This window comes from Stenotrophomonas maltophilia, assembly GCF_006974125.1.
In the GTDB taxonomy this organism is placed as follows: Bacteria; Pseudomonadota; Gammaproteobacteria; order Xanthomonadales; family Xanthomonadaceae; genus Stenotrophomonas; species Stenotrophomonas maltophilia_O.
In genome coordinates, this window is record NZ_CP037858.1 from 400,830 (window position 1) to 422,789 (window position 21,960).

The window sequence follows — 21,960 nt, forward strand, 5'->3', positions numbered from 1 at the left end:
GTGGCATGTCTGGCTTGAGGAGAAACGGTGTTTCGCTCTGGCTATACCTCTATAGACAGCGGGGCACTGCGGGTGCCCACGGTTTTTTCATGTTTTTTTCATCTGGCGGGCCGTGCGCTGCGCCGCAGGCACCTCACCACACCACCAGCACGCCACCGGGCAAGTGCTGCACGCGCAGTCCCGCCTGTGCGGCCACCGCTTCAATAGCCGTCTCCGGCTGCTGCAGATGGAACAGGCCACTGACCCGTACGTCCGCGCCCTGCCCGCCCAGTACCCACACCGGTGCACGGCGGTAGCGCGCCAGATCGGCGATGGCCTGCGCGGCCGACCGGTCGTCGATCACTATCTCGCCACGCCGCCACGGCGCCAGGGTCTCGGGATCTTCCAGCTGCACCGGCTGCAGCCAGCGACCGTCACGGAACGTCCGTGCCTGCCCGGCATGCAGGCGCTGCACGCTGCCATCGCCGGGGCGCACGTCCACTGCGCCTTCGCTGACCCGGGTCATGACCGTGGTGTCCTGCATCGACACGCTGAAGGCGGTGCCGATGTCACGGACCAGGCCGCCCGCCACCTCGACCTGGAACGGCCGCTGCTCATGCGCCACCTGGAACCAGGCCTGGCCGCGCAGCAGGCGCAGGTGCCGCTGCTGGCCATCGAACTCAACCGCCAATGCGGTGCCCGCATCGAGTACGGCGGTGCTGCCGTCCTCCAGCTGCACCACGCGCGGTGCATCGCTGCTGCGCAGGTCACTGCGTGCCAGCAGCAGCGCGTGTGGCGCAGCGGCAACCATCAGCACCACTGCGGCGGCACTGGCCAGCAGCCACGGCAGGCGCCGACGCGGTGCGATCGGGCGCAACCCTTGGCAATCAGCCGTCAACCCGGGCAGCGCGGCCAGCACGTCGGGCCCGGCGGCATCCAACCCTTGCCAGAAGGCCTGCTGCTGGCGCCAGGCCAGCGCATGGCGGGGATCGGCCTGCAGCCAGCGCTGCAGGGTTCGTTGCTGGCGTTCCGGCAGCGGGCCTGCACTGCACTGGATCACCCAGCGCAACGCCTGCCTGGCCTGACGCGGCGAGGGTTCGGACGTGGTCATGGTTGTGGCCTGCCGCACCACGAACGGGTGCGCCTTCCTGTTGTGACAACGGCGGGCGTGATCTGCCCACGGCAATCGCCGCTCATCGATGCATTCCCTGCTGGTGCTGCTGGATCAACAGCGCCGCGCGCAGCACATGCTTGCCCACCAGGCTCTTGGAAATACCCAGCCGGGCGGCGATTTCGCGCTCACTCAGGCCCAGGTAGCGGTTGAGCACGAAGCACTCGCGCACCTGGGCCGGCAGCGCGAGGATGGTCTGGGTGATCTCGCGCAGCTGCGCCTGGTCCAGCGCCTGCGCCTCGCCATCGCGACTGGCCTCGGCCATGTCGAGGGCGTACTCGGCCATCGCACGCCGCTCGCGGGCGTCGGACTGGCTGCGGTTGAGCGCGTGGTGGTAAGCCATCCGGTACAGATAGCCGCGCGGCTCCAGGATGGGCGGATCGCCGGGCACGCTGCTGGCCTTCAGGTACAGGTTCTGCAGGGTGTCCTCGGTACTGGCCGGGTCGAGATAGCGCGCGATGAAGCGAGACAACGCACGGCGCTCGCGGATCAGCAGCTCGACCAGCGCCAGGGCATTGGGAGACATAGGTGCCAAGGCCGGACCGGGGAATGATGGGCGTGATGGCGACGGTCCGAGCCGGAATTGTAGGCGTCCGGCCGCGATACCGCACCCCCGTTCAGCGACGTCGCCACAGGCAGGACCTTCGGCCTATGAAGATTTCGTGAAGGCGATGCTATGTTATATCGTCACATTCGTAGCGACCCCTTCCCATGTCCCGTTCCCTCCCCGCCCGCTGCCTGTCCGGCGCGATCCTCCTTGCCCTGGCGCCCGCACTGGCAGCGGCGGCCGAAGCCCCTTCGCAGCTGGATCCGATCGTGGTGACCGCCACTGCCACCGATCGCCTGGCCAGCGACGCGCCCGCCTCCATCAGCGTGATCACCCGCGAGCAGATCCAGCTGCGGCCGGTGCTGGACCTGGCCGACGCACTACGCGGCAGCCCGGGCGTGACCGTGGCCGGGGTCGGCTTCGGTCGCCGCGGCATCCGCATCCGCGGCATGGATCCGGGCTATACGCTGGTGCTGCTGGACGGCCAGCGCGTCAGTGCGTCGGCCGATGCCATCGCCCACTCGGATTTCGATCTGGGCTGGCTGCCTGCCGCCGCGATCGAACGCATCGAAGTGGTACGCGGCCCGATGTCCTCGCTGTACGGATCGGAGGCACTGGGCGGCGTGATCAACGTGATCAGCCGCCGCGCCACCGACGATTGGCAGGGCAACCTGGTCTACAACGCCGGTGTGGTTGGCGGTGACCGCGGCGGCAATACCGCACAGGCCGGCTTCTATGCCGGCGGCGCGCTGCTGCCGGGCACGCTGGGCCTGAGCGTGTTTGCCGAACACCGGCAGAAAGACGCCACCCGCGATCCGACCGACGACCGGCTGGACGAACAGGAGGGCCGGCGGGTCAATACTGGCCGCGCGGTGCTTACCTGGACCCCGGACGCGCACCAGCGCATCGACCTGTCACACCTGCAGGGCAGCGAGGAGCGCCGCCGCCATGCGCTGCAGGCCGGCGCCGCACCCTACGTCTACGAGACCATCGACGACATCCGTCGCCGCCAGACCACGTTGAGCCACCAGGGCGAGTGGGACTGGGGGCAAACCCGGGCAAGTGCCTACCGTGCCACGCTGGACCGCGACAACCGTCGCGACCGCGGCGAGGCCTCGCGGCCGCAGCAGCTGACCGACCAGATCGTCGATGCACGCGCGACGGTTGCACTGGGTGCACGCCACCGCGTCAGCATCGGCGGCGAATGGCGGCGCCAGGAACTGGACGATGCTGCGGGTGCGCGCTCCGGCCATCTGCAGTCCGACCAGAGCGCGGTGTTCGTGCAGGACGAGATCCAGGTCAGCGACGCACTGTCACTGGTGTTCGGCAGCCGCGGCGACCGCCATCCCGAGTTCGGCTGGCACCACAGTCCGCGCGCCTATGCGGTGTGGCACGCCAGCGAAGCACTGACGATCAAGGGCGGCATCGGCAGCGGCTTCAAGGCGCCGAGCCTGAAGCAGCTGTCGCCGGAATACTCCGCGGTAGGCGGCGGTGGGCGTTTCACCATTGTCGGCAACCCGCAGTTGAAGCCGGAGCAGAACACCAGCGCCGAGCTGTCGGTAGCCTGGCAGCAGCAACGCTGGTCGCTGCAGGCCACCGCCTTCCAGAACGACCTCAAGGACCTGATCCAGACCACCTGCGTGCGTGCCTGCGGCGTGCGCGGCCGTGAACTGCGCAACTACACCAATGTGGCCCGTGCCCGAATCCGTGGCCTCGAGCTGGCCGGTACCGCGCCGATCAGTGAGCACCTGTCTTTCGAGGCGAACTGGAGCTGGCTCGACCCACGCGACCGTCAGACCGACCAATGGCTGCCGGAGCGTCCGCGCCGTAGCGGTGCAACTGCGCTGAACTGGCAGCGCGGACCGCTGCAGGCTGCGGTACGTGGCGAGTACATCGGCCCACAGCAGCAGGTGGCCGGCAGCAGCCAGGTGACCCTGCCCGACTACTGGCTGTGGTCGCTGGACGCGCGCTGGCGCGTGACCGCGGCGGTGAGCGTGGTGGCCGGCATCGACAACCTTGCCGACAAGCGGCTGGACGAAACCGGCGCGCTGTACCCGTACCCGGAAACCGGCCGCTACGTGCATGCCGGCATCGAACTGGCCTTCTGACCATGCGCAGCGGGTGGACATGGCTGCTGCTCGGGTGGCTGATGCTTGCCGCATCGGCCCGTGCCGAGCCCGAACCCTTGCGGGTGGAGGTGGTCAGCAGCAGCTTCGTGTTGCCTGGCAGGATCGCCCGCCTGGATGCGCTGGGCGCGCCCGCAGGGGTGCGCTTCCAGCAGCGCGTGGTGGACCCGGCGGCCACGCTGCCCGCTGACTGGCCGGCAGGCGCCGACCTGGTACTGCTGGATACGCCGCGACCGACCGATGTCGAACAGGTCATGGCGGTGGTCGACGGCCCCCTGCAGAAGGGCAAGGTGCCGTGGCTGCGCGTGGGCGGCGGTGCACCGGCCTCCGGCCACCTGCCCGCCGAGGTGGCGCGCAGGATCGCCGGTTACTACGGCAACGGTGGCGAGGCCAACATCCGCACGCTGGCGGCCTACCTGCAGGCGTGGCGCAGCGGTGCCGGGACCGACGCACTGCCACTGCCCCAAGTGCTGCCGGTCACCGGCTACAGCACGGGCGGCAGCCAGTGGTTGGACACCCCGCAGGCGTTGCAGGCGCAGTGGCAGCACCGCGATCAGGCGACATGGCCGAAGGTGGCCGTGCTGATCTCCGGCAGCATGCTCAGTGGCATGCAGACCCAGGTGCTGGACGCGCTGATCGAGGCAGGACGCGCGCGCAGGATTGCGCTGTTCGGGGTCTGGTTCGACGCCGCCGCCGACAACGGCCTGCAGCAGGCGCTGCGCGGCATCGAGGTGGATGCGCTGGTCAATCTGACCCATCTGCAGAACGGCAGCGCGCGTGCCACCGAGTTTTCCGCGCTGGACGTGCCGGTACTGCAGACACTGAACCATCGGCAAAGTGATGCCGATGACTGGCGCGCGGCGAACACCGGCATCCCGATGGCCACGCTGGCGACCTTCGTCGCCGTGCCCGAAGCCTGGGGCGCCAGTGATCCAATCGTGGTCTCGGCCAATGCGCGCGGTGAACTGCAGCCGATTCCCGAACAGATCGATGCGCTGGCTGCCAAACTGCAGCGGCTGGCCGCGCTGCGCCACACCGCCGCGGCCGACAAGCGCCTGGCACTGCTGTTCTGGAATGCGCCGGATGGCGAACGCAACCTGTCCGCCTCGCATCTCAACGTGCCGCGCAGCATCGAGGCGCTGCTGCCACGGCTGGTACAGGCCGGGTATTCGACGCAGCCGGTGGATGAGACGACCCTGATCGAACAGCTGCAGGCGCTGCTCGGTGGTTACTACCATCCGGAGCGATTGGACGCGCTGCTCGATGCCGGGTTGGCCGATACCCTGCCGGTGGCGGACTACCGCCGCTGGCTGGCCACCCTGCCCGCTTCGCGCCGCAACGAACTGCGCGCACAGTGGGGCGATCCTGCACACCACCCCGCGGTACGCCAGCGGCACGGACAGGCCGTGTTCGTGCTGCCGCGCCTGCGCCTGGGCAACCTGCTGCTGATGCCGCAGCCGCCACGCGCGGGCCGCGTGGGCGAGGCCACCCACGATACGGCGTCGGTGCCGAGCCACTACTACCTGGCGGCGTACCTGTACCTGCGCCAGCAGTGGAAGGCCGACGCGCTGATCCACTTCGGCACCCACGGCACGCAGGAATGGACCCCGGGCAAGGATCGCGGCCTGTGGGCCGCCGATTATCCGTGGCTGGCGGTGGGCGAGCTGCCGGTGTTCTATCCGTACATCCAGGACAACGTCGGCGAGGCGATCCAGGCCAAGCGCCGTGGCCGTGCCGTGGTGGTCAGCCACCAGACTCCGCCGTTCGCACCGTCCGGGCTGTACGACGAACTGCGCGACCTGCACGCGGTGGTGCACGAACTGCAGCAGCTGGACCAGGGGCCAGTGCGTGATGCCACCGCCGCACGCCTGCGCACCCTGGCCACCGATAGTGGCATCGCCGCCGACCTGGGCTGGAGCGCGGTGGACATGCAGGCGCGCTTCGACAGCTTCCTGCCGGTGCTGCACGACCATCTGCATGAACTCGCCCGGCGCAACCTGCCACTGGGGCTGCATACCTTCGGCCAGCCGGCCTCGCCCGAGCACCGCCTGCTGATGGTGATGCAGCAGCTGGGTCCGGACTATCTGAAAGCGCTGGGCGAGGATCCGATGGAGGCCACTGCGGTGGACTACCGGCAGATCCAACAGGGCCTCGGCTATCGCACGCTGCTGCACCATCTGCGCGAAGGTGCGCCGATCAGCAGCGTCGCCAACCCCGATCTGCGCGCAGCGCTGCAGCATGCCGTGCAATTGGATGCTGCTCTGGCCGATACGCAGGAGATCGAATCACTGCTGCACGGCCTCGCTGGCGGCTTCGTGCGGCCCGGCGCCGGCGGCGATCCGATCCGCACGCCGGAACTGCGCAGCGGCCGCAACCTGTTTGCGTTCGAGCCGGACCGCATTCCCACCCGCGCAGCGTTCGACACTGGCGAGCTGGCCCTGCAGCAGCTGCTGCAGGCCTATCGTGATGATCACGATGGCCAGCTGCCACGCAAGCTCGCCATCAGCCTGTGGTCGAGCGAGGCGATCCGCCATCTCGGCGTGCTGGAGGCACAGGTGCTGCACGCGCTGGGCCTGCGCCCACGCTGGGACAGTGGTGGCAAGGTGATCGCGCTGGACATCGTGCCCGACGCGGAACTACAACGCCCGCGCATCGATGTGGTGATCCAGGCCACCAGCGTCTACCGCGACCAGTTCGATCCGTTCCTGCGACTGCTGGCTGGCGCCATCGAGCAGCTGGCGGCGATGCCGGCCTCGCCCGGCAACCCGATTGCCGGCAATGCACGGGACGTGCAGCAGCGCCTGCAGCGCGACGGCGTCCCTGCGGAGCAGGCGCAACGGCTGTCGCGCCTGCGCATCTTCAGCAATGCGCCGGGCGAATATGGCAGCGGCCTCAATCATGCCGTGCTGGCGCGCGGCGGCACGGCGGGCAAGGACGATGCGGCGCTGGCCAGCGGTTTCCTCGATCGCCTGCAGCACGGCTACGGCAGTGACGGTCAGGCCACCACCCTGCCCGGCGGCAACCTGTTCGCCGAACAGCTGCGCGGTGTGCAGGCGGCGGTGCTGTCGCGCTCCTCCAACACCCATGGTCTGCTCAGCACCGACCACCCCTTCGAGTATCTGGGCGGGCTGGCGCTGGCCGTGCGCCACCTCGACGGCGCCAGCCCGGCACTCTACGTCTCCGACCTGCGCGAACCGGCACCGCGCACGCGTAGCACCGCACGCTTCCTTGCCGATGAGCTGCGCGCGCAGACGCTCAACCCGCAATGGATCGGTGCGATGCAGGCCGAAGGCTATGCCGGCACGCTGGAGGTACTGAAGAACGTCGACAACCTGTTCGGCTGGCAGGTGACCGCGCCAGACACCGTCCGTGCCGACAAGTGGCAGGCGGTGCATGACACCTTCGTGCGCGACAGCCGGCAGCTCGGGCTGGCGCAGTGGTTCGAGCAGCACAACGCCAGCGCGCAGGTGCAGATGATCGAGCGCCTGCAGGAAGCGATCACACGCGGCTACTGGCAACCCGATGATCGCACCCGTGCGGAGCTGCAGGCGCGGCTGCAACAGCTGCAGGCCTCGTCAGCGCCGGAACCGGCACCGCCGCAGGCACATGCCGGCTATGGGCTCGGCCGCGCGGCGGCCGCCACACCGGCATCCGCTGCTGCCGCCACCGCTGCCCAACAACCCGCCACCGTCGAACCGGCCGCCACCCCAGCGCCCAAAGTGCGAGGCCAGGTGATGCGGCGGGTACCGCCGCCGACGCCGCACTCGCCTGCCACGCACTGGGCACTCGCCGTGCTGCTGGGCCTGCTTGGCGCAGGCGCCGCGCTGCAGGCACGCCGCAACGCTCGGCGCGCCAGCCCTTCCCATTCCCCTTCCAACACGGCTTCCGCATGAACGCGCTTGAATCCACGCTCTACGATCTCTCCCACCTGTTCCTCGCTCCGGTCCTGCTGCTCATCCTGCTGTCGCTGGCCTACGCCTTCCTCAGCTTCGGCGCCTTCCTTTGGGAAGGCCTGCAGCGCCGGCGCGGCCGCCACCGGCCCGAGCTGCTGGCCTGGCAGGCCCGCCACGGTGGCAGCAGTGACGACCTGGAACTGCATATCCTCAAGCGCCTGGAAGGCCTGCGCATCGTCTCGCGCACTGCGCCGATGCTGGGCCTGGTGGCAACCATGATCCCGATGGGCCCGGCGCTGCTGGCGCTGACCCGCAGCGACGCGCAGGGCGTGGGTGAGAACATGGTGGTGGCCTTCTCGTCGGTGATCCTGGCCCTGGTGGCTGCCAGCCTGACCTATCTGGTGCTGACCGTGCGCCGGCGCTGGCTGCTGCAGGAACTGCGCATGTTCGAGCGCTTGCAGGAGGCGAACTGATGCGCTTCCTGGATGACGACGAAGCCGACGACCCGATCCTGTCGGTGGTGAACCTGATCGACCTGTTCCTGGTGGTCACCGGCATCCTGATGATCGTGATCGTGCGCAATCCGCTCAATCCATTCACCAGCCAGGACGTGACCGTGATCGAGAACCCCGGGCAGGCCAACATGCGCATCACCGTCAAGCAGGGTGAGGAACTGACCCGCTACCAGTCCACCGGCGAGATCGGCGAGGGTGGTGGGCTCAAGGCCGGCGTGACCTATCGGTTGCCGGACGGACGCATGGTGTACGTGCCCGAGGGTGCTACCCCGGTCCAGTAGATCCACGCCATGCGTGGATGGAAAACCTAGGGTTCCTCCAGCGCCTCGAAGCGTTCGGCGAGGTAATCGATCAGTGCACGCACCGCCGGCAACAGGCCGCGTCGCGACGGGAACACCGCGTGCACGATCCCGTACTTCGGTTGCCACTCCGGCAGCACGGGCACCAGCGCGCCACTGGCCAATTCGTCGCTGATCATCATCCGCGGCAGCATCAGCAGGCCCACCCCGGCCACCGCGGCGGTGCGCAGCGCGATCATGTCATCGCTGACCAGTCGCGGGCGATGGTGCACGCTGGCCAGCACGTCGTCCGGTCCGGTGTATTCCCAGACATGCTGCTGGCTGGGCGATGCCAGATCTACGGTGGGCATCATCGCCAGGTCGGCCGGCACCTGCGGCGTGCCCAGCCGCTGCAGCAGCGCCGGACTGGCACTGGTACACCAGACCCGGCGCGCCAGCACGCGCACCACCAGGTCGCTGTCCTCCAGTGGCGGCGGCCGCACCCGGATCGCCACGTCCACGCCCTCGCCCACCACGTCCACGCGTCGGTTGGTGGCGTCCAGCTGCACCGTCACCTGCGGGTGCAGGGCGAGGAAGTCGGCCAGCATCGTGCCGATGCGTGCATGCAGGATCGCGATCGGGCACGCCAGGCGGATCGTGCCGCGCGGCTCCGCACGTGACATCGCAATCGCTTCTTCGGCCGCCTCGGCCTCGACCAGCATTGCCTTGCAATGGCGGTAGTAGTCCTGGCCGACCTCGGTGACCGAAAAACGCCGGGTCGAGCGCTGGATCAGGCGCACGCCCAGTCGTTCCTCCAGCAGCGCGATGCGCCGGCTCAGTTTCGACTTCGGCATGGCCAGCGCCCGGCCGGCCTGCGAGAAGCCGCCGTGCTCGACCACCATGGCGAAGTAGAACAGGTCGTTGAGGTCACAACGGCGGATATCTGCGATGAACACGGGGCGATCTCCTGCGGCCCATGGCCTGCGACCATTGTTCACCAGATAGGACTATGACGGCAAATACTGGCGTCTACCGGCCTTATTGTCGCGGCGATATCGTCTTCCCAACGAAGAACAGCGGTCGGCAGCCCCGGCCAGGAGATCGCCATGAAGCGTGTCACCGGTACCTACAGCGCCCCCCGCCCGCACTGGGTGGGTGACGGATTCCCCGCCCGCTCGATGTTTTCCTACAACACCCACGGCCAGCACCTGAGCCCGTTCCTGCTGCTGGACTATGCCGGCCCTTATAACTTCCCCCCCAGCGACACCCCGCGTGGCGTCGGCCAGCATCCGCATCGCGGATTCGAGACCGTCACCATCGTCTATGAGGGCGAGGTTGCCCACCGCGATTCAACCGGCGCCGGCGGCACCATCGGCCCGGGTGACGTGCAGTGGATGACCGCGGCCTCCGGCATCCTCCACGAGGAGTTCCACACACCGGAGTTCAGCAAGCGGGGCGGCACGCTGGACATGGTCCAGCTGTGGGTGAACCTGCCGGCGCAGGACAAGATGGGTGCACCGGGCTACCAGACCCTGCTCGACGCACAGATCCCCTCGGTTGAACTGCCTGATGGCGCCGGCCGCGTACGGGTCATCGCCGGCCGCTTCGACAGCCACGCCGGTCCGGCGCGTACCCACACGCCGATGGATGTCTGGGACATCCGCCTGCGGCAGGGCCACCATGCCGAACTGCCGGTGGCCGATGGCCGCACGCTGGCGCTGGTGGTGCTGAAGGGCACGGTGCGGATCAACGGCGGCCAGCCGGTCGGCGAAGCACAGCTGGTCACCTTCGACCGCAGCGGCGAGGACGTGTTCGTCGACGCCGACAGCGACGCCACCGTGCTGCTGCTCAGCGGTGAACCGATCGACGAGCCGGTGGTGGGCTATGGACCGTTCGTGATGAACAGCCAGGCCGAGATCGCGCAGGCGGTCAACGACTTCAACAGCGGCCGTTTCGGCCAGATCGCGCACTGATCGTTTCAATGCGGCGGGCACCGGCCCGCCGCACCTTCCGGGCCATCGCCCACCTTCTCCAGGAGACTGACCATGAGTACCCCCGCCAACTTCAACGGTGCCCGCCCGGTGATCGATCCGGACAACGCCGCGATGCTGCTGATCGACCATCAGAGCGGCCTGTTCCAGACCATCGGTGACATGCCGTTCACCAGCGTGCGCGCCCACGCCACCGCACTTGCCAGGATGGCCACGCTGGCAAAGATGCCGGTGATCACCACCGCCTCTGTTCCGCAGGGCCCGAACGGCCCGTTGATCCCGGAGATCCACGATGCGGCCCCGCATGCCCAGTATGTGGCGCGCAAGGGTGAGATCAACGCCTGGGACAACCCGGAATTCGTTGCCGCGGTGAAGGCCACCGGCCGCAAGCAGCTGATCATTGCCGGCACCATCACCAGCGTGTGCATGGCCTTCCCGTCGATCGCCGCCGTTGCCGATGGCTACCAGGTGTTCGCGGTCATCGACGCGTCGGGTACCTACTCGAAGATGGCCGAAGAGATCACCCTGGCCCGCGTGGTCCAGGCCGGCGTGGTGCCGATGGACACCGCCGCAGTGGCCTCGGAGATCCAGCGCACCTGGAACCGCGACGATGCCCAGCAGTGGGCCGAGGTCTACACGAAGATCTTCCCGAACTACCAGCTGCTGATCGAAAGCTACCTGAAGGCGCAGGACGTGCAGAAGAACCACGAACAGCTGGATTCGCAGCGCAGCTGAGCTGCCCCGGTTGCCAGCCGATCCTCGGCACTCCCCGAACAGGAGACCCACCATGTCCAGTGAACCGATCCGCGACCCGGCCAGCGATCATCTGCTGACCCCGCAGAATTCCGCCTTCATCATCATCGACTACCAGCCGGTGCAGGTGAACTCCATCGCCTCGATGGACCGCCAGCTGCTGGTCAACAACATCGTCGGCACCGCCAAGGCCGCGGTGGCCTATGGTCTGCCAATCGTGCATTCGACGGTGAACGTCAAAACCGGCCTGAACAAGCCGCCGATTCCGCAGCTGCGCAAGGTGCTGGGTGACTACCCCACCTACGACCGCACCACCATCAACGCCTGGGAGGACGTCGAGTTCCGCAGGGCGGTGGAAGCCACCGGGCGCCGCAAGCTGATCATGACCGCGCTGTGGACCGAGGCCTGCCTGACCTTCCCGGCCCTGGATGCGTTGAAGGAAGGCTATGAGGTGTATGTGGTGGTTGACGCCGTCGGCGGCACTTCGCTGGCGGCGCACGATGCAGCACTGCGCCGCATCGAACAGGCTGGCGGCCAGCTGATCAGCGTGCCGCAGCTGTTCTGCGAACTGCAGCGCGACTGGGCCCGTTCGGAAACGGTGCCGGCCTTCATGAACCTCTTCATCGAAACCGGTGGTACGGCAGGTATCCAGTTCTCGTACGATCGTACCGAGTGATTGCGTGGCGGCGTCGGCCCTGGCTGGCGCCGCCGTTGGGATTGGTCGAGCATGGCTCGACACTACAGACAGATGGAGAACGCGATGGCCTACGCACGCATTGTTTCGACCGCCGACAACTACCTGCACCACGTCAGCAATGGCACATTCGCTGTGGCTGCGGACGAGCCCGCCTCGCTGGGCGGCCAGGGCAAGGGTTTCGCACCGTTCGACCTGTACCTGGCCTCGCTGGCGGCGTGCACCACCATTACCCTGCGCATGTATGCGCAGCGCAAGGGTTGGGAACTGGGCGAGTTCCATGCCGAGCTGCGCTCGGAACGTGACGCGGACGGTCGCTTCCATGTGCACCGCGTACTGCATGCCAGCGCCGAGCTGAGCGATGCGCAGTGGCAGCGGTTGCTGGAGGTGGTGGAAAAGACCCCGGTGACCCTGGTGATGCGCGAAGGTGCGCGCATCACCAGTGAACGTGGGAGTGCAGCGTAACCCCATCCACGCATGGCGTGGATCTACATAAGGCTCAGCGCCGTGAATGCAGCACGGTGCGCTGGCGCATCGCGTTGAACTCCTGCTCCACCTGCTGGATATCCTCGGCCTGGAAACCGGCCGCATCCAGCAGCTGGTCGGCGGCGGCGGCCGCCAGCGGATCATCGTCACGCTGGCGCCAGCAGCGCGCCGGCAGGAAATAGCCCACTTCGCTGCGCCCGCGCATGATCACCACCGGCCGGCCTGCATACAGCAGGAATTCGGCCAGGTGCTGGCGCAGGCCTTCCACGGAAACATAGGCCGGTCCAACGCCCAGCATCTGGCTGGACGGTTCGGGACTCTCGAACAGCTTGCGACGGCTCATCCATTCCTCCTTTTGAACAACGCATGGTCTCCTTTCCTTAGACGGGCGCATCGCTGCGCCCCCGCCACGCACTACGTGATCCGCATCACGCCCGCCACTCAGAACCCGGTGTTGAACTCCAGCTGGAAGACATCGATCGACAGCGGCGCACCGGACACTTCCCTGGCCGCCATCCACTTGCCGCTGATCCAGCTGCGTGCGTCCAGCGCGTAGGCGCCGCCCACGTAGTAGCCGCGGGCGTTGGTGCCACCGAGGTGGAAGTTCGGATCGTTGTAGGCATCCGGCAGCGCATCGGCCTCGATGTGCTTGTAGCCCAGCAGCGCCTGCCACTGGCCCTTCTCCTTCAGGTCGGTGGCACCGAAGGTGGCCTGCACCATCCATGCGGTGTCGCCGCTGCGGAAGGTATCGATGCCGACGGAATCGCCGGCGCCGTAGTTGTTGACGATGCCGTTCTGGGCGCGACTGAACATGGCCTGCTTGTCGTAGGCCAGGTTGCGGATGTAATCGCCGTCCAGGCGCAGACCGATGCCCTGCGCCAACTGTGTATCCCAGCGCAGGTTGAGCGTGGCCAGGCGGAATGCCGAAGCCAGGCCAACATACTGCGGCGTCGGCGTACCGGCCGGGTCCTCCGGATTGCGCGCGATGTTGCGGATCAGCATCAGCGTGTTGCCCTTCTGCATGAACGCCGGGCGCGACCAGTCGGTGTCGCAGCCTACCGCGCCCGAATACAACGAGCACGTTGAGGACAGGCGGCCGCTGATGTTCTTGAAGTCGTAGTAGCCCAGCGCGGCACGCAGCGCGTTGTCGTCATTGAAGCGCCAGTTCACGCCCACCTGGGCACCGGACAGCCACTTGTTCTCGTTCGGGGTCTTGACCTTGCTCTGGCTGGGCGAGCTGTCGGAGGTGTACTCCAGCGGCACAACCGCGAGGTTGCCGAACAGGTCGAGGTTCCCCCCGTTGAAGTCGTACTTCAGGTTGGCGGCCAGGCCATCGAAGTTGAGGTCGTTGGAGAACAGCGTGTCGCTGGTCCAGAACGGATTGCCGAAGCGGCCACCACGCACCGTCACCCAGTCGGCCGGGCTGTAGGCCAGCCAGGCCTGGTCCAGCCACACGTCCTTCTTGCTCAGGCCGCCGCCCAACTGTTCGGTGGTCGACACCGGGCCATTGCTGCTGCCGCTGGCCAGGCGCACGCCGGCCGTGGTGTGCTGGCCAATGGTGGCCTCGATGCCCAGGCGCGCGCGGATGCGCCACAGGTTGCGGCGGTCCTGGCGGGTGTTCAGCAGCGGCGGCAACTGCAGGTTGGTGTTGGTGTTGGTGTCGAAGCCGTTGCCGGAATTGATCGACGCCCAGTTGCTGACGATGTCGCTGTTGCGTTCGGAGAAGAAGCGCGACTCGCTGCGCACGCGCATGTCACCGGTGACCTTGATGCGTTTGGTCCATTCGGCCACTTCGTTCGGTGCCGCCCAGCCCTCGGCCTTGGCCTGCGCCATCACGTCCTGGCGCACTTCGTCACGGATGCCGTCGCGCACGCTCTGCGGCACGTAGGGCACACGCACGTCTCCGGCTTCCAGGGCCACGCCACCACTGGCGGTCGAGGGCGCGGCGGCTGTACTGCGCTGGGCGGCCGCTGCTTCGGCCTCGGCCTGCACCAGCAATGCCTGGCCGTCTTCGGGTTTCAGTGCACCGCTGGCGATCAGGCCCTTGATCAGCTTGACCATGGTGGTTTCGGCGGCCATCGCACCGGCCGGGGCGGCCAGGCTGAGCAGCACGGCGCAGCACAGCAGCGCCCGTCGGGCCGGCCGCGGGCGGCGGGAGTCGGTTCGTGCGCGGACGTGGTCGTTCATCACGGTTCTCATCGAAAGAAGGGAAATCACGGAGGTCGGGAATCAGGCCCCGGGCCGGCGGCCCTGGATCAGCAAGCGAGCGGGAAAATCGAGCGACGGCGGCGGTGCCTGGTCGACCTTGCCGATGCGACGCAATGCATCGAGCACGGCCGCGTCGGCCTCCTCGTTGCCACTGCCGCGCACCAGCTCGACCTTTTCCAGGCGGCCATCGTTGGACAGCCACACATTCACCTGCAGCTGGAACGCCAGGCGCTTGACCTTGTCGTCGCGCGAGATCGCCTGCTGCATCAGGTAGCCCAGGTAGCGGCCGTAGGTAGCGTTGCCGGCGCCACCACGGCCAACGCCGGACGAACCGCCACCACTGCCGGACTGGATGCCGAAGTTGTCACCACCGGCCTGCGCATCGGCGTTCATCGTCACCGGATCGGCATTGTCCGGCGTCGGCGTCGGCTCTTCGGCCGGCGTCGGCTGATCCAGCGGCTCCGGTTCGGGCATCGTCTCTTCAGGCGGTGTTTCCGGTTCCGGCGGCTTCTCCGGCGGCGGCGGTGGCGGCGGAGGGGGCGGCGGCAGTGCCAGCATCGGCGGCTGCACCACCGGCCGACGGGTGCTGGCGGTGTCCTTGAACAGCATCCACCACACGGCGATGCCGAGCACCAGCAACGCGGCCAGCACCAGCGCGACGGTCACCAGCAACGGGCGACCGCGCATGCCGGGCTCCGGCCGAGGGGGTTGATGGGCCGTCATGCCTCAGCCCTGCGCCTTGCCGGTGACCAGGCCGACCTGGGCCAGCTCCAGCCGCCGCAGCAGGTCCAGCACCTCGACCACGCGGGCGTACTGCACCTGCGCATCACCGCGCACGATCACCGGGAAATCCGGCGTGGTCGCGCGTTCGGTGCGCAGGCGGTCTTCCAGTTCGGCCATCGTCACCGGGTAGGCATCCAGGAACACCTGTCCACTGGGGTCGATGGTGATCGCCTTGGTCTTCGGCTTCTCCAGCGCGACGCTGTTGCTGGCCTTCGGCAGGTTGACCTCGATGCCGGGGATGGAGGCGTTGCTGGTCAGGATGAAGATCACCAGCACCACCAGCAGCACGTCGACGAAGGGCGTCACGTTGATGCCCTTCTCGCGCTTCTTGATGCCGAACTTCGCCTTCTGGCCCATGGCGCGCCCCTCAGCCCTGGACCGCGGCCGGGCCGCGCCCGTCCTGTTCTTCGGCCAGGCGCGCGGCGAACTCGTCGATGAACACCGCCATGTCCGCGCCGATCGCTTCGGCGCGTGCGCCCAGGTAGTTGTAGCCGAACAGCGCCGGGATCGCGACGCCGAGGCCGGCTGCGGTACACAGCAGCGCCGCGGCCATGCCCGGCGCCACCGAGTTGATGTCCACCGCGCCAGCCATCGCCGCCACCACGAACACCAGCATGATGCCGATCACGGTACCGAACAGGCCCACGTACGGCGCGCCTTCGATGGTGGTCGACAGCCAGTTCATCCGCCGCGCCATCGCTTCCTGCTCGCGCACCATCACCGCATCCATCGAAGCGCGGATCGCCGCAATGGTGGCGCCACTGAGATAACCACTATTGCCGTCGCGCTGGTGGCGCTGCTGCATTTCATCGATCGCCACCTGGTAGATGCGCCACAACGAGCCGTCATGCATCGCGGTCGGTGCCTTGCCCTGGCGGTCCATGTCGGACAGGGTGCGCAGCGGCACACCAGACAGCTTGCCGAAACTCTCGGTGAACACTGCATTGGCCTTGCTGGTACGGCCGAAGTGCCGCCCCTTGGCAATCATGATCGCCCACGACAGCAGCATCATCAGGCCGAGGATGGCGACCACCACCCAGGCGTCGAACGGCATCGCCTTGAGGATGAAGGCGAAGTGGCTCTGCCCGGCGGATTGCTCGTCCGCGCCGTAGCTGATCAGGCGCGAGTCGGCGCCCTGGGCGGTGGCATCGGCCAGCAACAGTGCCGCCGGTCGTGCCACGCGCGAGATACGCAGCTCGTCCAGCGCGCCCTCGAAATTGGCGAGCGGCTGTACCGCGCCAGGAGCATCGGCGCCCACCACCGGGGCGGTGCCCAGCGCCGGCAGCTCGCCGCTCAGCTGGGCGACCACGCGGCCATTGAGGTACAGCTGCAGCGCGCCCTTCTCCGCGGTCAGTGCCACGTGCGCCCACTGCCCTTCCGGAATCGGCTGCGCCGGCGTGCTGCGCTGGCCATTGAGCTGCACGAACGGCACCCGGTTCTCGATGCCCAGCACCAGTTCGGACGCACCGTCACGACGCGCATAGATGGCCTGTGCGGCGTTGTTGCTGCCCGGCTTGATCCAGGCCGAAACGGTGAGCGGCGCGCCCGCCTCCTGTGCAAGCGATGCACTGGCCGGCAGCGGCAGCGGGCCTGCACCCAACTGAACGCCGCGGCCGATCACCGAACCTTCAGACGGCGGCGCCACGGCACCGGCGTTGTTGCCATAGGCGGTGGTGTCGCGTGCCGGCGCATTGGCCTCGGCGAAGTGGTAGACCAGCGTGTAGTCCGGATCGAACACCTGCTGGCCGTTGCCGCTGGCCGGGGCCTTTTCGTTGCCGTAGTACATCCAGATCAACTGCGGTGCCGCAGCGCTGACCGCCGGCACGTCCACCCAGACCAGCGCGAGGCCAAGCTTGGGATCAAACTGTTCGATCTGGTGGGCCAGCACGGTGCGACCATCACCCGAGACAAAGCGCAGGTCGTTGCCCGCGTCCTGGGTACCGTCGAAACCGAAGTTGCCGGTATGCAGGCGCAGCAGCAGCGGCGTGCGGCCGGGGTCACCGGCCAGGCCCGCGCCCTGCGGGCCGGCATCGACGGTGATCGGCTTGCGGTACTTCCATTCGGCCTGCCACCAATTGGCATCGGCCGCAGCCGCCGGCAGCGCAACCAGCGCGGCCAGCAGCAACAACACTCGGGAAAGCAAACGGTCCATGCGAAGGGTCTCCGGAGAACGCATGTTCAAGGGAAGGGTCAGTAACTGGTGCTGATGTTGAAGTGCAGGCGCGGGTCGTCCTTGCGCGTGACCGGGCCATCGGCATAGGGCCAGGCGTAGTCCAGGCGCAGTTGCAGGTGTTCGCCCAGGCGCAGCTGCGCGCCCAGGCCGACCGAGGCCAGGTTGTACTTGTCACGCTGCTCGGGCAGCGGCTGACGCAGGCGCAGGTAGGCTGCGTCGGCAAAGCTGTAGACACGCAGGTCGGTGCCGCTCCACAGCGACCATGCCGGGGTGCGCCATTCCAGGCTGGCCAGGCCGCCGTAGTCGCCGATCGCTTCGGCCGACAGATAGCCGCGCACGGTATACATGCCACCGGCGGCGAACTGCTCGGCCGACACCAGCGGCGCATCGGTCAGCTGCAGCGAGCCACGCGCATACCACTGCCAGTCATTGCCAAAGGTGTGGGTGTTGGCCACGTCGGCCTTGAACGCCACGAAGCTCGGATCGGCCCAGAAGCGCTTCTGGCCGAAGGCGGTCGCGTTGCTGCCGTAACCGAACAGGCGGCGGGTACCGGCCACCAGCTGGGTGTTGATGCTCAACTGATCCTGCTCACCCTGGCGCACACCGACGAAGGCAAGCGTGATCGGCGCGTACTTCAGCGGCGTCTTCAGGTTGTCCTTGCCCATCCAGGTGTCCTCCTCGGTGTCCTTGAAATCCACACCGAGGCTGAACTGGCGCCACCATTGGCTGCTGCCGGCCACGCGATAATTCAGCTTGACGCCGATCGAATGGCCGTTGCCGATCACGTTGGTGCCGCCGCCGGCGCCGCCCTGCCCGCCCGCGTTCAGCACTCGGCTGTCGGACTTGTAGCCGGAGGCTTCCAGGCTCCACGGCGTGCCTTCGAACGGCATCGTGTACGAGGCCGAGAACACCTTGGCCTGCTTTGTATCTTCGGGCGCCAGGTACACGCCGATGTTGGCGCTGTGCCCGCGCTTCCACAGGTTGTCGTAGGCCAGCGATGCACTCAGGCGCAGCTTCTCGGTGTCGGCGCTGTGGTCGTTGTTGAGTGACGCGCTGGCACGCCACGGCGACTTCTCTTCGACCTGCAGGTCCACATCCATGGTGCCCGGCACCTGACCCTCCCGCACCAGCGGCATGACCTGGCGTCGTCCGCCCTCATTCAGCGCGGTCAGTTCCTTCTGCGCCTGGTCGAAGTCCGGCACCTTGCCCTCGGCAAGTGCCGGTACGCGTTCGCGGATGCGTTCGGGCGATTCGTGCTTCGTGCCCACGACCCGCAGCTGTCCGATCGGCGTCTGCTGCACCTTCAGCAGCACCACGCCACCACTGACCTGCTGCTCGGGCAGCTCGACGTAGACCGACTGGTAGCCGGCCTGCTGGTACAGCGCATTGACAGCATCGCGTGCCTTCTCGACGTCGGCCAGGGTCTTGCCCGGGCCCAGGAAGGGCTCCACCGCGCGTTCGATCTGGCGCGGATCGAGCACGGTGTTGCCGCGCACGATGTATTCATTGATGTTCACGCTGGGCGCAGGCGCCGCCTCCTGCGCGAACAGCGGCAGCGGCAGCGCCACCAGGGCCAGCACCAGCGGATGCAGGCGCAGCGGAAGGCAGACGGCTCGGCACGGAACAGGAGTCATCGAAGGCATCGCGTCGTATCGAAGGGAATGGCCAGGGAGCGGCGCGTGGGTCTACCAACAGGACGTGTACGTCGCGTCAAAGCCGCCAACAGTTTTGTGACAGCACTGTCATCTTTTGACAGCGCCGCAACGCCAGCAGGCGGACCCTGCCTTCGCCACACGTCTTCATTGCAGAACGTCGATTGCTGCGGGAGATTCAAGATGCGTGAATCCTTGCGGGCGGGCCTGCGCGCCGCCCTCGCGCTTGCGCCACTACTGGCGTTGTTCCCGGTTCGTGCCGACGAGGCGAAGAAACAGGAGGACGCCGCGCCCTGCATCGAAGTACAGGTCAATGGCGAGCGCATTCCGGCCTGGGACTGCCTGCAGCGCAAGTTGGCGCCGGCATCGAAAGCGGCGAAGTCACCGGCATTGCCGGAGGCCGAACGGCTGATGCGGCAACCGGGCAACCAGCTGATGCAGTACAACCTGGAAGGCACGCGACAGCGCATGGGCGATGCCTTTGGTCGTTCGGTGGTACCGCAGCGACCGGCGCGATGAGCCTGCGCGACCGTAGAGCCGAGCCCGCGCTCGGCAGGATTCCATAGCGTCGAGTCATGCTCGACTGTTCTTCCAGATGCAGCCGAGCGTCGGCGCGGCTCTACGGGGCAGCCGGCACGATGCCATCGGTCGGCACCGGTGGCAGCTCGGGCACCGGCAGGCTGCGCGATTGCCCGGCCTGGTTCAGTTCCACCGCACTGGCACTGATGCTGGCCAGCACAGTGCATGGTCCGAGGCGTTGGCCTGGCGCATACGCCTCCGCGGGCCGGCCGTCTACCGACAGCAACGCCAGCGGCGCGTGTTCACCGGCCATCACACCGAGCACCACCACCTCGGTCTGCACCGCCCCGGGGGACAGCAGCCGTACCAGCGGCAGGCTGGCCACTGCATCGAACATCGGCCGTACCGGCGCCTCGGCTTTCGCCTCGCTGGCCGCGGCCGCTGGCGCCACCGCAGACAGGGTGACACCCCAGTAGGTCACCACGGCCAGCAGCAGCGTCGCCGCCAGCAGGGTCAACATTCGATTGCGATCCCAGCGCCTGCCATCCATGTTCCGCACCACCGCCACGTTCGTGTCCGCCTACGCTAGCAGCTGTGGCTGACGCTTTTGTTTCATCATGCCGGCCTACGCTGGCAGGTATCGACCCGGACAGGAGGCAACGTCGATGCAGCGCGTACCGCGTGGTTTCACCCTGCTGGAACTGATGGTGGTGCTGGTGATCATCGGCATCTGCACGGCCGGGATCGGGCTGGGCCTGGGCAGCCTGCTCGACCCGAGCCGGCAGCTGCGACAGGAAGCCGAGCGGTTGGCGCAGCGCCTGCAGGTGGCGCGCGATGAGGCGCGCATCGATGGTCGCACCCTGCGTTGGCAGGCCGACGCCAACGGCTATCGTTTCAGCCGCCGCGAGGGCAACCGCTGGGTGGCCGTTGAACGCGATGATCTGCTACGTCCGCAGAAGTGGCAGGCAACGGGCATCGCGGTGCAGCCCGCCAACCCCATCGAGCTGAGCCCGGAGTGGATCGGTATCGCCTGGGAGCTTGGATTGTCGCTGGATGGCCGCAAACTGCGTCTTCGTGATGATGGCAGCGGACAGTTGCAGGTCGTGCAATGAAGCAGGCGGCACGCGGGTTCACCCTGATCGAAGTGCTCATCGCGCTGGCGATCGTGTCGATTGCACTGGCGGCGGTGATGCGCTCGGTGGCGGTGGCGACCGACGATCAGTCGCGGCTGCGGGATCGCCGCCTGGCATTGATGTGTGCGCAGGACCGATGGCAGGAACTGCGCCTGAGCGGACAGGCACCGCAGGATGCGCGGCAGCGCTGCGTGCAGGGGCGCAGCAGCTTCCTGGTGCTTCAGCATCTGGGCACAGGCAACGACGGGCAGCCACAGCTGGAACTGAGCGTGGTTGCCGAGGACGCGCCGCGGCAGTCACTCGCGCGAATGCAGCTGCCGTGGACAGCGACGCGATGAGACGCGCAGCGAGAGGCTTCACCCTCATCGAGGTGATGATTGCGATCACCATCATGGGCGTACTGGCACTGATCTGCTGGCGGGCGCTCGACAGCGTGGCCAGCAGCGACCAGCGCCTGCGCCGGGCAGATGCCGAGACCACGACGGCGCTGCGCGTGCTGCAGCAGTTCCAGCGCGATATCGAAATGCGCGCAGACGATGCGCTGATGAATGGCGCAGTACGCCCCGCGGACCAGCCTCAGCGCCTGCTCCCCCCTTCACTGGTGAGCGAACGGCATACGGATGGAAGCTTCGCGCTGGAGATCACCCGCAGCGTGGGCAGTGATGGCCTGCGCTGGCAACGGGTTCGCTGGTGGCGGCAAGGCAATACGCTGTGGCGGGCCAGTGGTGCGGCCACGGACCGGTATCCGCTGCCGGCGCCGGATCTGTCGAAGGGAATTGCGGTTGCGCGCGATGTGCAGCGGTTCGACGTGCGGGCGTGGCAGCCGGGTGCCGGGTGGGCGGTGTTGCCCAGCGACGACGACGTGCTGCCGGCCACCGGACTTGAGCTGCGGCTGGGGTTGCGCGATGGGCGCGGGCCCTTGAGTTACCGGCGGGTGCTGGAGCTTTAGGCATCGTTCGTGGCACCACATCCACGCATGGCGTGGATCTACTGCCGACCAGGGTCGGCACCTGCCGGGGCGCGTTGGCATGACCCGGCGCCCCCTCCTGCCGCCGGGCG

Annotated in this window: 22 protein-coding genes; 12 read left to right on the plus strand and 10 right to left on the minus strand. The window is 67.7% G+C overall.

Annotation, left to right across the window (positions count from 1 at the left end; translation table 11 throughout):
• Positions 1 to 133: 133 nt before the first annotated feature.
• Together EZ304_RS01865 and EZ304_RS01870 are read right to left on the minus strand one after the other, a co-directional pair.
• A complete protein-coding gene (locus EZ304_RS01865) occupies positions 134 to 1,090 on the minus strand; it encodes a FecR family protein (protein ID WP_142806100.1) in 957 nt (318 codons plus the stop codon).
• 82 nt (positions 1,091 to 1,172) lie between these two features.
• Positions 1,173 to 1,676, minus strand: coding sequence for an RNA polymerase sigma factor (locus EZ304_RS01870; RefSeq protein WP_099554007.1), 504 nt, complete (start codon positions 1,674 to 1,676; stop codon positions 1,173 to 1,175).
• Between the two features lie 185 nt (positions 1,677 to 1,861).
• Here EZ304_RS01870 and EZ304_RS01875 point away from each other — a divergent pair, with 185 nt between their 5' ends.
• Genes EZ304_RS01875 through EZ304_RS01890 form a run of 4 tightly spaced genes read left to right on the plus strand, consistent with a single transcriptional unit; the run spans position 1,862 to position 8,512 of the window.
• Entirely contained in the window at positions 1,862 to 3,805 is a 1,944-nt protein-coding gene (locus EZ304_RS01875) for a TonB-dependent receptor domain-containing protein (protein WP_142806101.1), read from the plus strand.
• A gap of 41 nt (positions 3,806 to 3,846) precedes the next feature.
• The gene (cobN, locus tag EZ304_RS01880; protein WP_428999708.1) at positions 3,847 to 7,716 is read left to right on the plus strand and encodes a cobaltochelatase subunit CobN; all 3,870 of its coding nucleotides are present in this window, start codon (positions 3,847 to 3,849) and stop codon (positions 7,714 to 7,716) included.
• Positions 7,713 to 8,189 carry a MotA/TolQ/ExbB proton channel family protein gene (locus EZ304_RS01885; RefSeq protein ID WP_099554013.1) on the plus strand — a complete coding sequence of 159 codons (477 nt, stop codon included), beginning with the start codon at positions 7,713 to 7,715 and terminating at the stop codon, positions 8,187 to 8,189. The genes cobN and EZ304_RS01885 overlap by 4 nt, the downstream gene beginning before the upstream one ends.
• On the plus strand, positions 8,189 to 8,512 hold the full coding sequence (locus EZ304_RS01890) for a DUF2149 domain-containing protein (RefSeq protein WP_142806103.1): 324 nt from the start codon (positions 8,189 to 8,191) through the stop codon (positions 8,510 to 8,512). The genes EZ304_RS01885 and EZ304_RS01890 overlap by 1 nt, the downstream gene beginning before the upstream one ends.
• A 26-nt stretch (positions 8,513 to 8,538) precedes the next feature.
• On the opposite strand, the gene EZ304_RS01895 is transcribed toward EZ304_RS01890, so the two are convergent.
• The gene (locus EZ304_RS01895; protein WP_142806104.1) at positions 8,539 to 9,465 is read right to left on the minus strand and encodes a LysR family transcriptional regulator; all 927 of its coding nucleotides are present in this window, start codon (positions 9,463 to 9,465) and stop codon (positions 8,539 to 8,541) included.
• Between the two features lie 150 nt (positions 9,466 to 9,615).
• Between EZ304_RS01895 and EZ304_RS01900 the strand changes: the two genes are divergently transcribed.
• The 4 genes from EZ304_RS01900 to EZ304_RS01915 all read left to right on the plus strand — a co-directional run bounded on the left by EZ304_RS01900 (position 9,616) and on the right by EZ304_RS01915 (position 12,412).
• Complete coding sequence (locus tag EZ304_RS01900; protein ID WP_142806105.1) at positions 9,616 to 10,482, plus strand: pirin family protein; 867 nt, start codon at positions 9,616 to 9,618, stop codon at positions 10,480 to 10,482.
• A gap of 72 nt (positions 10,483 to 10,554) precedes the next feature.
• The gene (locus EZ304_RS01905) at positions 10,555 to 11,235 is read left to right on the plus strand and encodes a hydrolase (RefSeq protein WP_142806106.1); all 681 of its coding nucleotides are present in this window, start codon (positions 10,555 to 10,557) and stop codon (positions 11,233 to 11,235) included.
• Between the two features lie 52 nt (positions 11,236 to 11,287).
• The gene (locus tag EZ304_RS01910; RefSeq protein ID WP_099554024.1) at positions 11,288 to 11,929 is read left to right on the plus strand and encodes a hydrolase; all 642 of its coding nucleotides are present in this window, start codon (positions 11,288 to 11,290) and stop codon (positions 11,927 to 11,929) included.
• Positions 11,930 to 12,013: 84 nt separating this feature from the next.
• Positions 12,014 to 12,412, plus strand: a complete 399-nt coding sequence (locus EZ304_RS01915; RefSeq protein ID WP_142806107.1) for an OsmC family protein — start codon at positions 12,014 to 12,016, stop codon at positions 12,410 to 12,412.
• A 34-nt stretch (positions 12,413 to 12,446) separates the two neighbouring features.
• Here EZ304_RS01915 and EZ304_RS01920 read toward each other — a convergent pair whose 3' ends face one another.
• From EZ304_RS01920 to EZ304_RS01945, 6 genes are all read right to left on the minus strand, one after another.
• Positions 12,447 to 12,776 (minus strand): hypothetical protein, encoded by a 330-nt coding sequence (locus tag EZ304_RS01920; protein WP_005409871.1) that lies wholly within the window; start codon positions 12,774 to 12,776, stop codon positions 12,447 to 12,449.
• A gap of 98 nt (positions 12,777 to 12,874) precedes the next feature.
• A complete protein-coding gene (locus tag EZ304_RS01925; RefSeq protein ID WP_142806108.1) occupies positions 12,875 to 14,620 on the minus strand; it encodes a putative porin in 1,746 nt (581 codons plus the stop codon).
• Between the two features lie 42 nt (positions 14,621 to 14,662).
• Positions 14,663 to 15,328 carry a cell envelope integrity protein TolA gene (locus tag EZ304_RS01930; protein WP_142806109.1) on the minus strand — a complete coding sequence of 222 codons (666 nt, stop codon included), beginning with the start codon at positions 15,326 to 15,328 and terminating at the stop codon, positions 14,663 to 14,665.
• A 39-nt stretch (positions 15,329 to 15,367) separates the two neighbouring features.
• Positions 15,368 to 15,781, minus strand: coding sequence for an ExbD/TolR family protein (locus EZ304_RS01935; protein ID WP_005409874.1), 414 nt, complete (start codon positions 15,779 to 15,781; stop codon positions 15,368 to 15,370).
• A gap of 10 nt (positions 15,782 to 15,791) precedes the next feature.
• Positions 15,792 to 17,576, minus strand: a complete 1,785-nt coding sequence (locus EZ304_RS01940) for a DUF2341 domain-containing protein (protein ID WP_142806110.1) — start codon at positions 17,574 to 17,576, stop codon at positions 15,792 to 15,794.
• A gap of 38 nt (positions 17,577 to 17,614) precedes the next feature.
• A complete protein-coding gene (locus tag EZ304_RS01945; protein ID WP_142806111.1) occupies positions 17,615 to 19,231 on the minus strand; it encodes a ShlB/FhaC/HecB family hemolysin secretion/activation protein in 1,617 nt (538 codons plus the stop codon).
• Between the two features lie 201 nt (positions 19,232 to 19,432).
• Here EZ304_RS01945 and EZ304_RS01950 point away from each other — a divergent pair, with 201 nt between their 5' ends.
• Positions 19,433 to 19,768: a hypothetical protein gene (locus EZ304_RS01950; RefSeq protein ID WP_099553499.1), complete on the plus strand. Its 336-nt coding sequence runs from the start codon at positions 19,433 to 19,435 to the stop codon at positions 19,766 to 19,768.
• 100 nt (positions 19,769 to 19,868) lie between these two features.
• Here the strand turns inward: EZ304_RS01950 and EZ304_RS01955 are convergent, their stop codons facing one another.
• The gene (locus EZ304_RS01955; RefSeq protein ID WP_142806112.1) at positions 19,869 to 20,318 is read right to left on the minus strand and encodes a general secretion pathway protein; all 450 of its coding nucleotides are present in this window, start codon (positions 20,316 to 20,318) and stop codon (positions 19,869 to 19,871) included.
• A gap of 115 nt (positions 20,319 to 20,433) precedes the next feature.
• Between EZ304_RS01955 and gspH the strand changes: the two genes are divergently transcribed.
• Genes gspH through EZ304_RS01970 form a run of 3 tightly spaced genes read left to right on the plus strand, consistent with a single transcriptional unit; the run spans position 20,434 to position 21,850 of the window.
• Positions 20,434 to 20,880: a type II secretion system minor pseudopilin GspH gene (gene gspH, locus EZ304_RS01960; RefSeq protein ID WP_134529343.1), complete on the plus strand. Its 447-nt coding sequence runs from the start codon at positions 20,434 to 20,436 to the stop codon at positions 20,878 to 20,880.
• Complete coding sequence (gene gspI / locus EZ304_RS01965) at positions 20,877 to 21,239, plus strand: type II secretion system minor pseudopilin GspI (RefSeq protein WP_142806113.1); 363 nt, start codon at positions 20,877 to 20,879, stop codon at positions 21,237 to 21,239. The genes gspH and gspI overlap by 4 nt, the downstream gene beginning before the upstream one ends.
• On the plus strand, positions 21,236 to 21,850 hold the full coding sequence (locus tag EZ304_RS01970; RefSeq protein WP_142808059.1) for a prepilin-type N-terminal cleavage/methylation domain-containing protein: 615 nt from the start codon (positions 21,236 to 21,238) through the stop codon (positions 21,848 to 21,850). The genes gspI and EZ304_RS01970 overlap by 4 nt, the downstream gene beginning before the upstream one ends.
• Positions 21,851 to 21,960 lie beyond the last annotated feature (110 nt).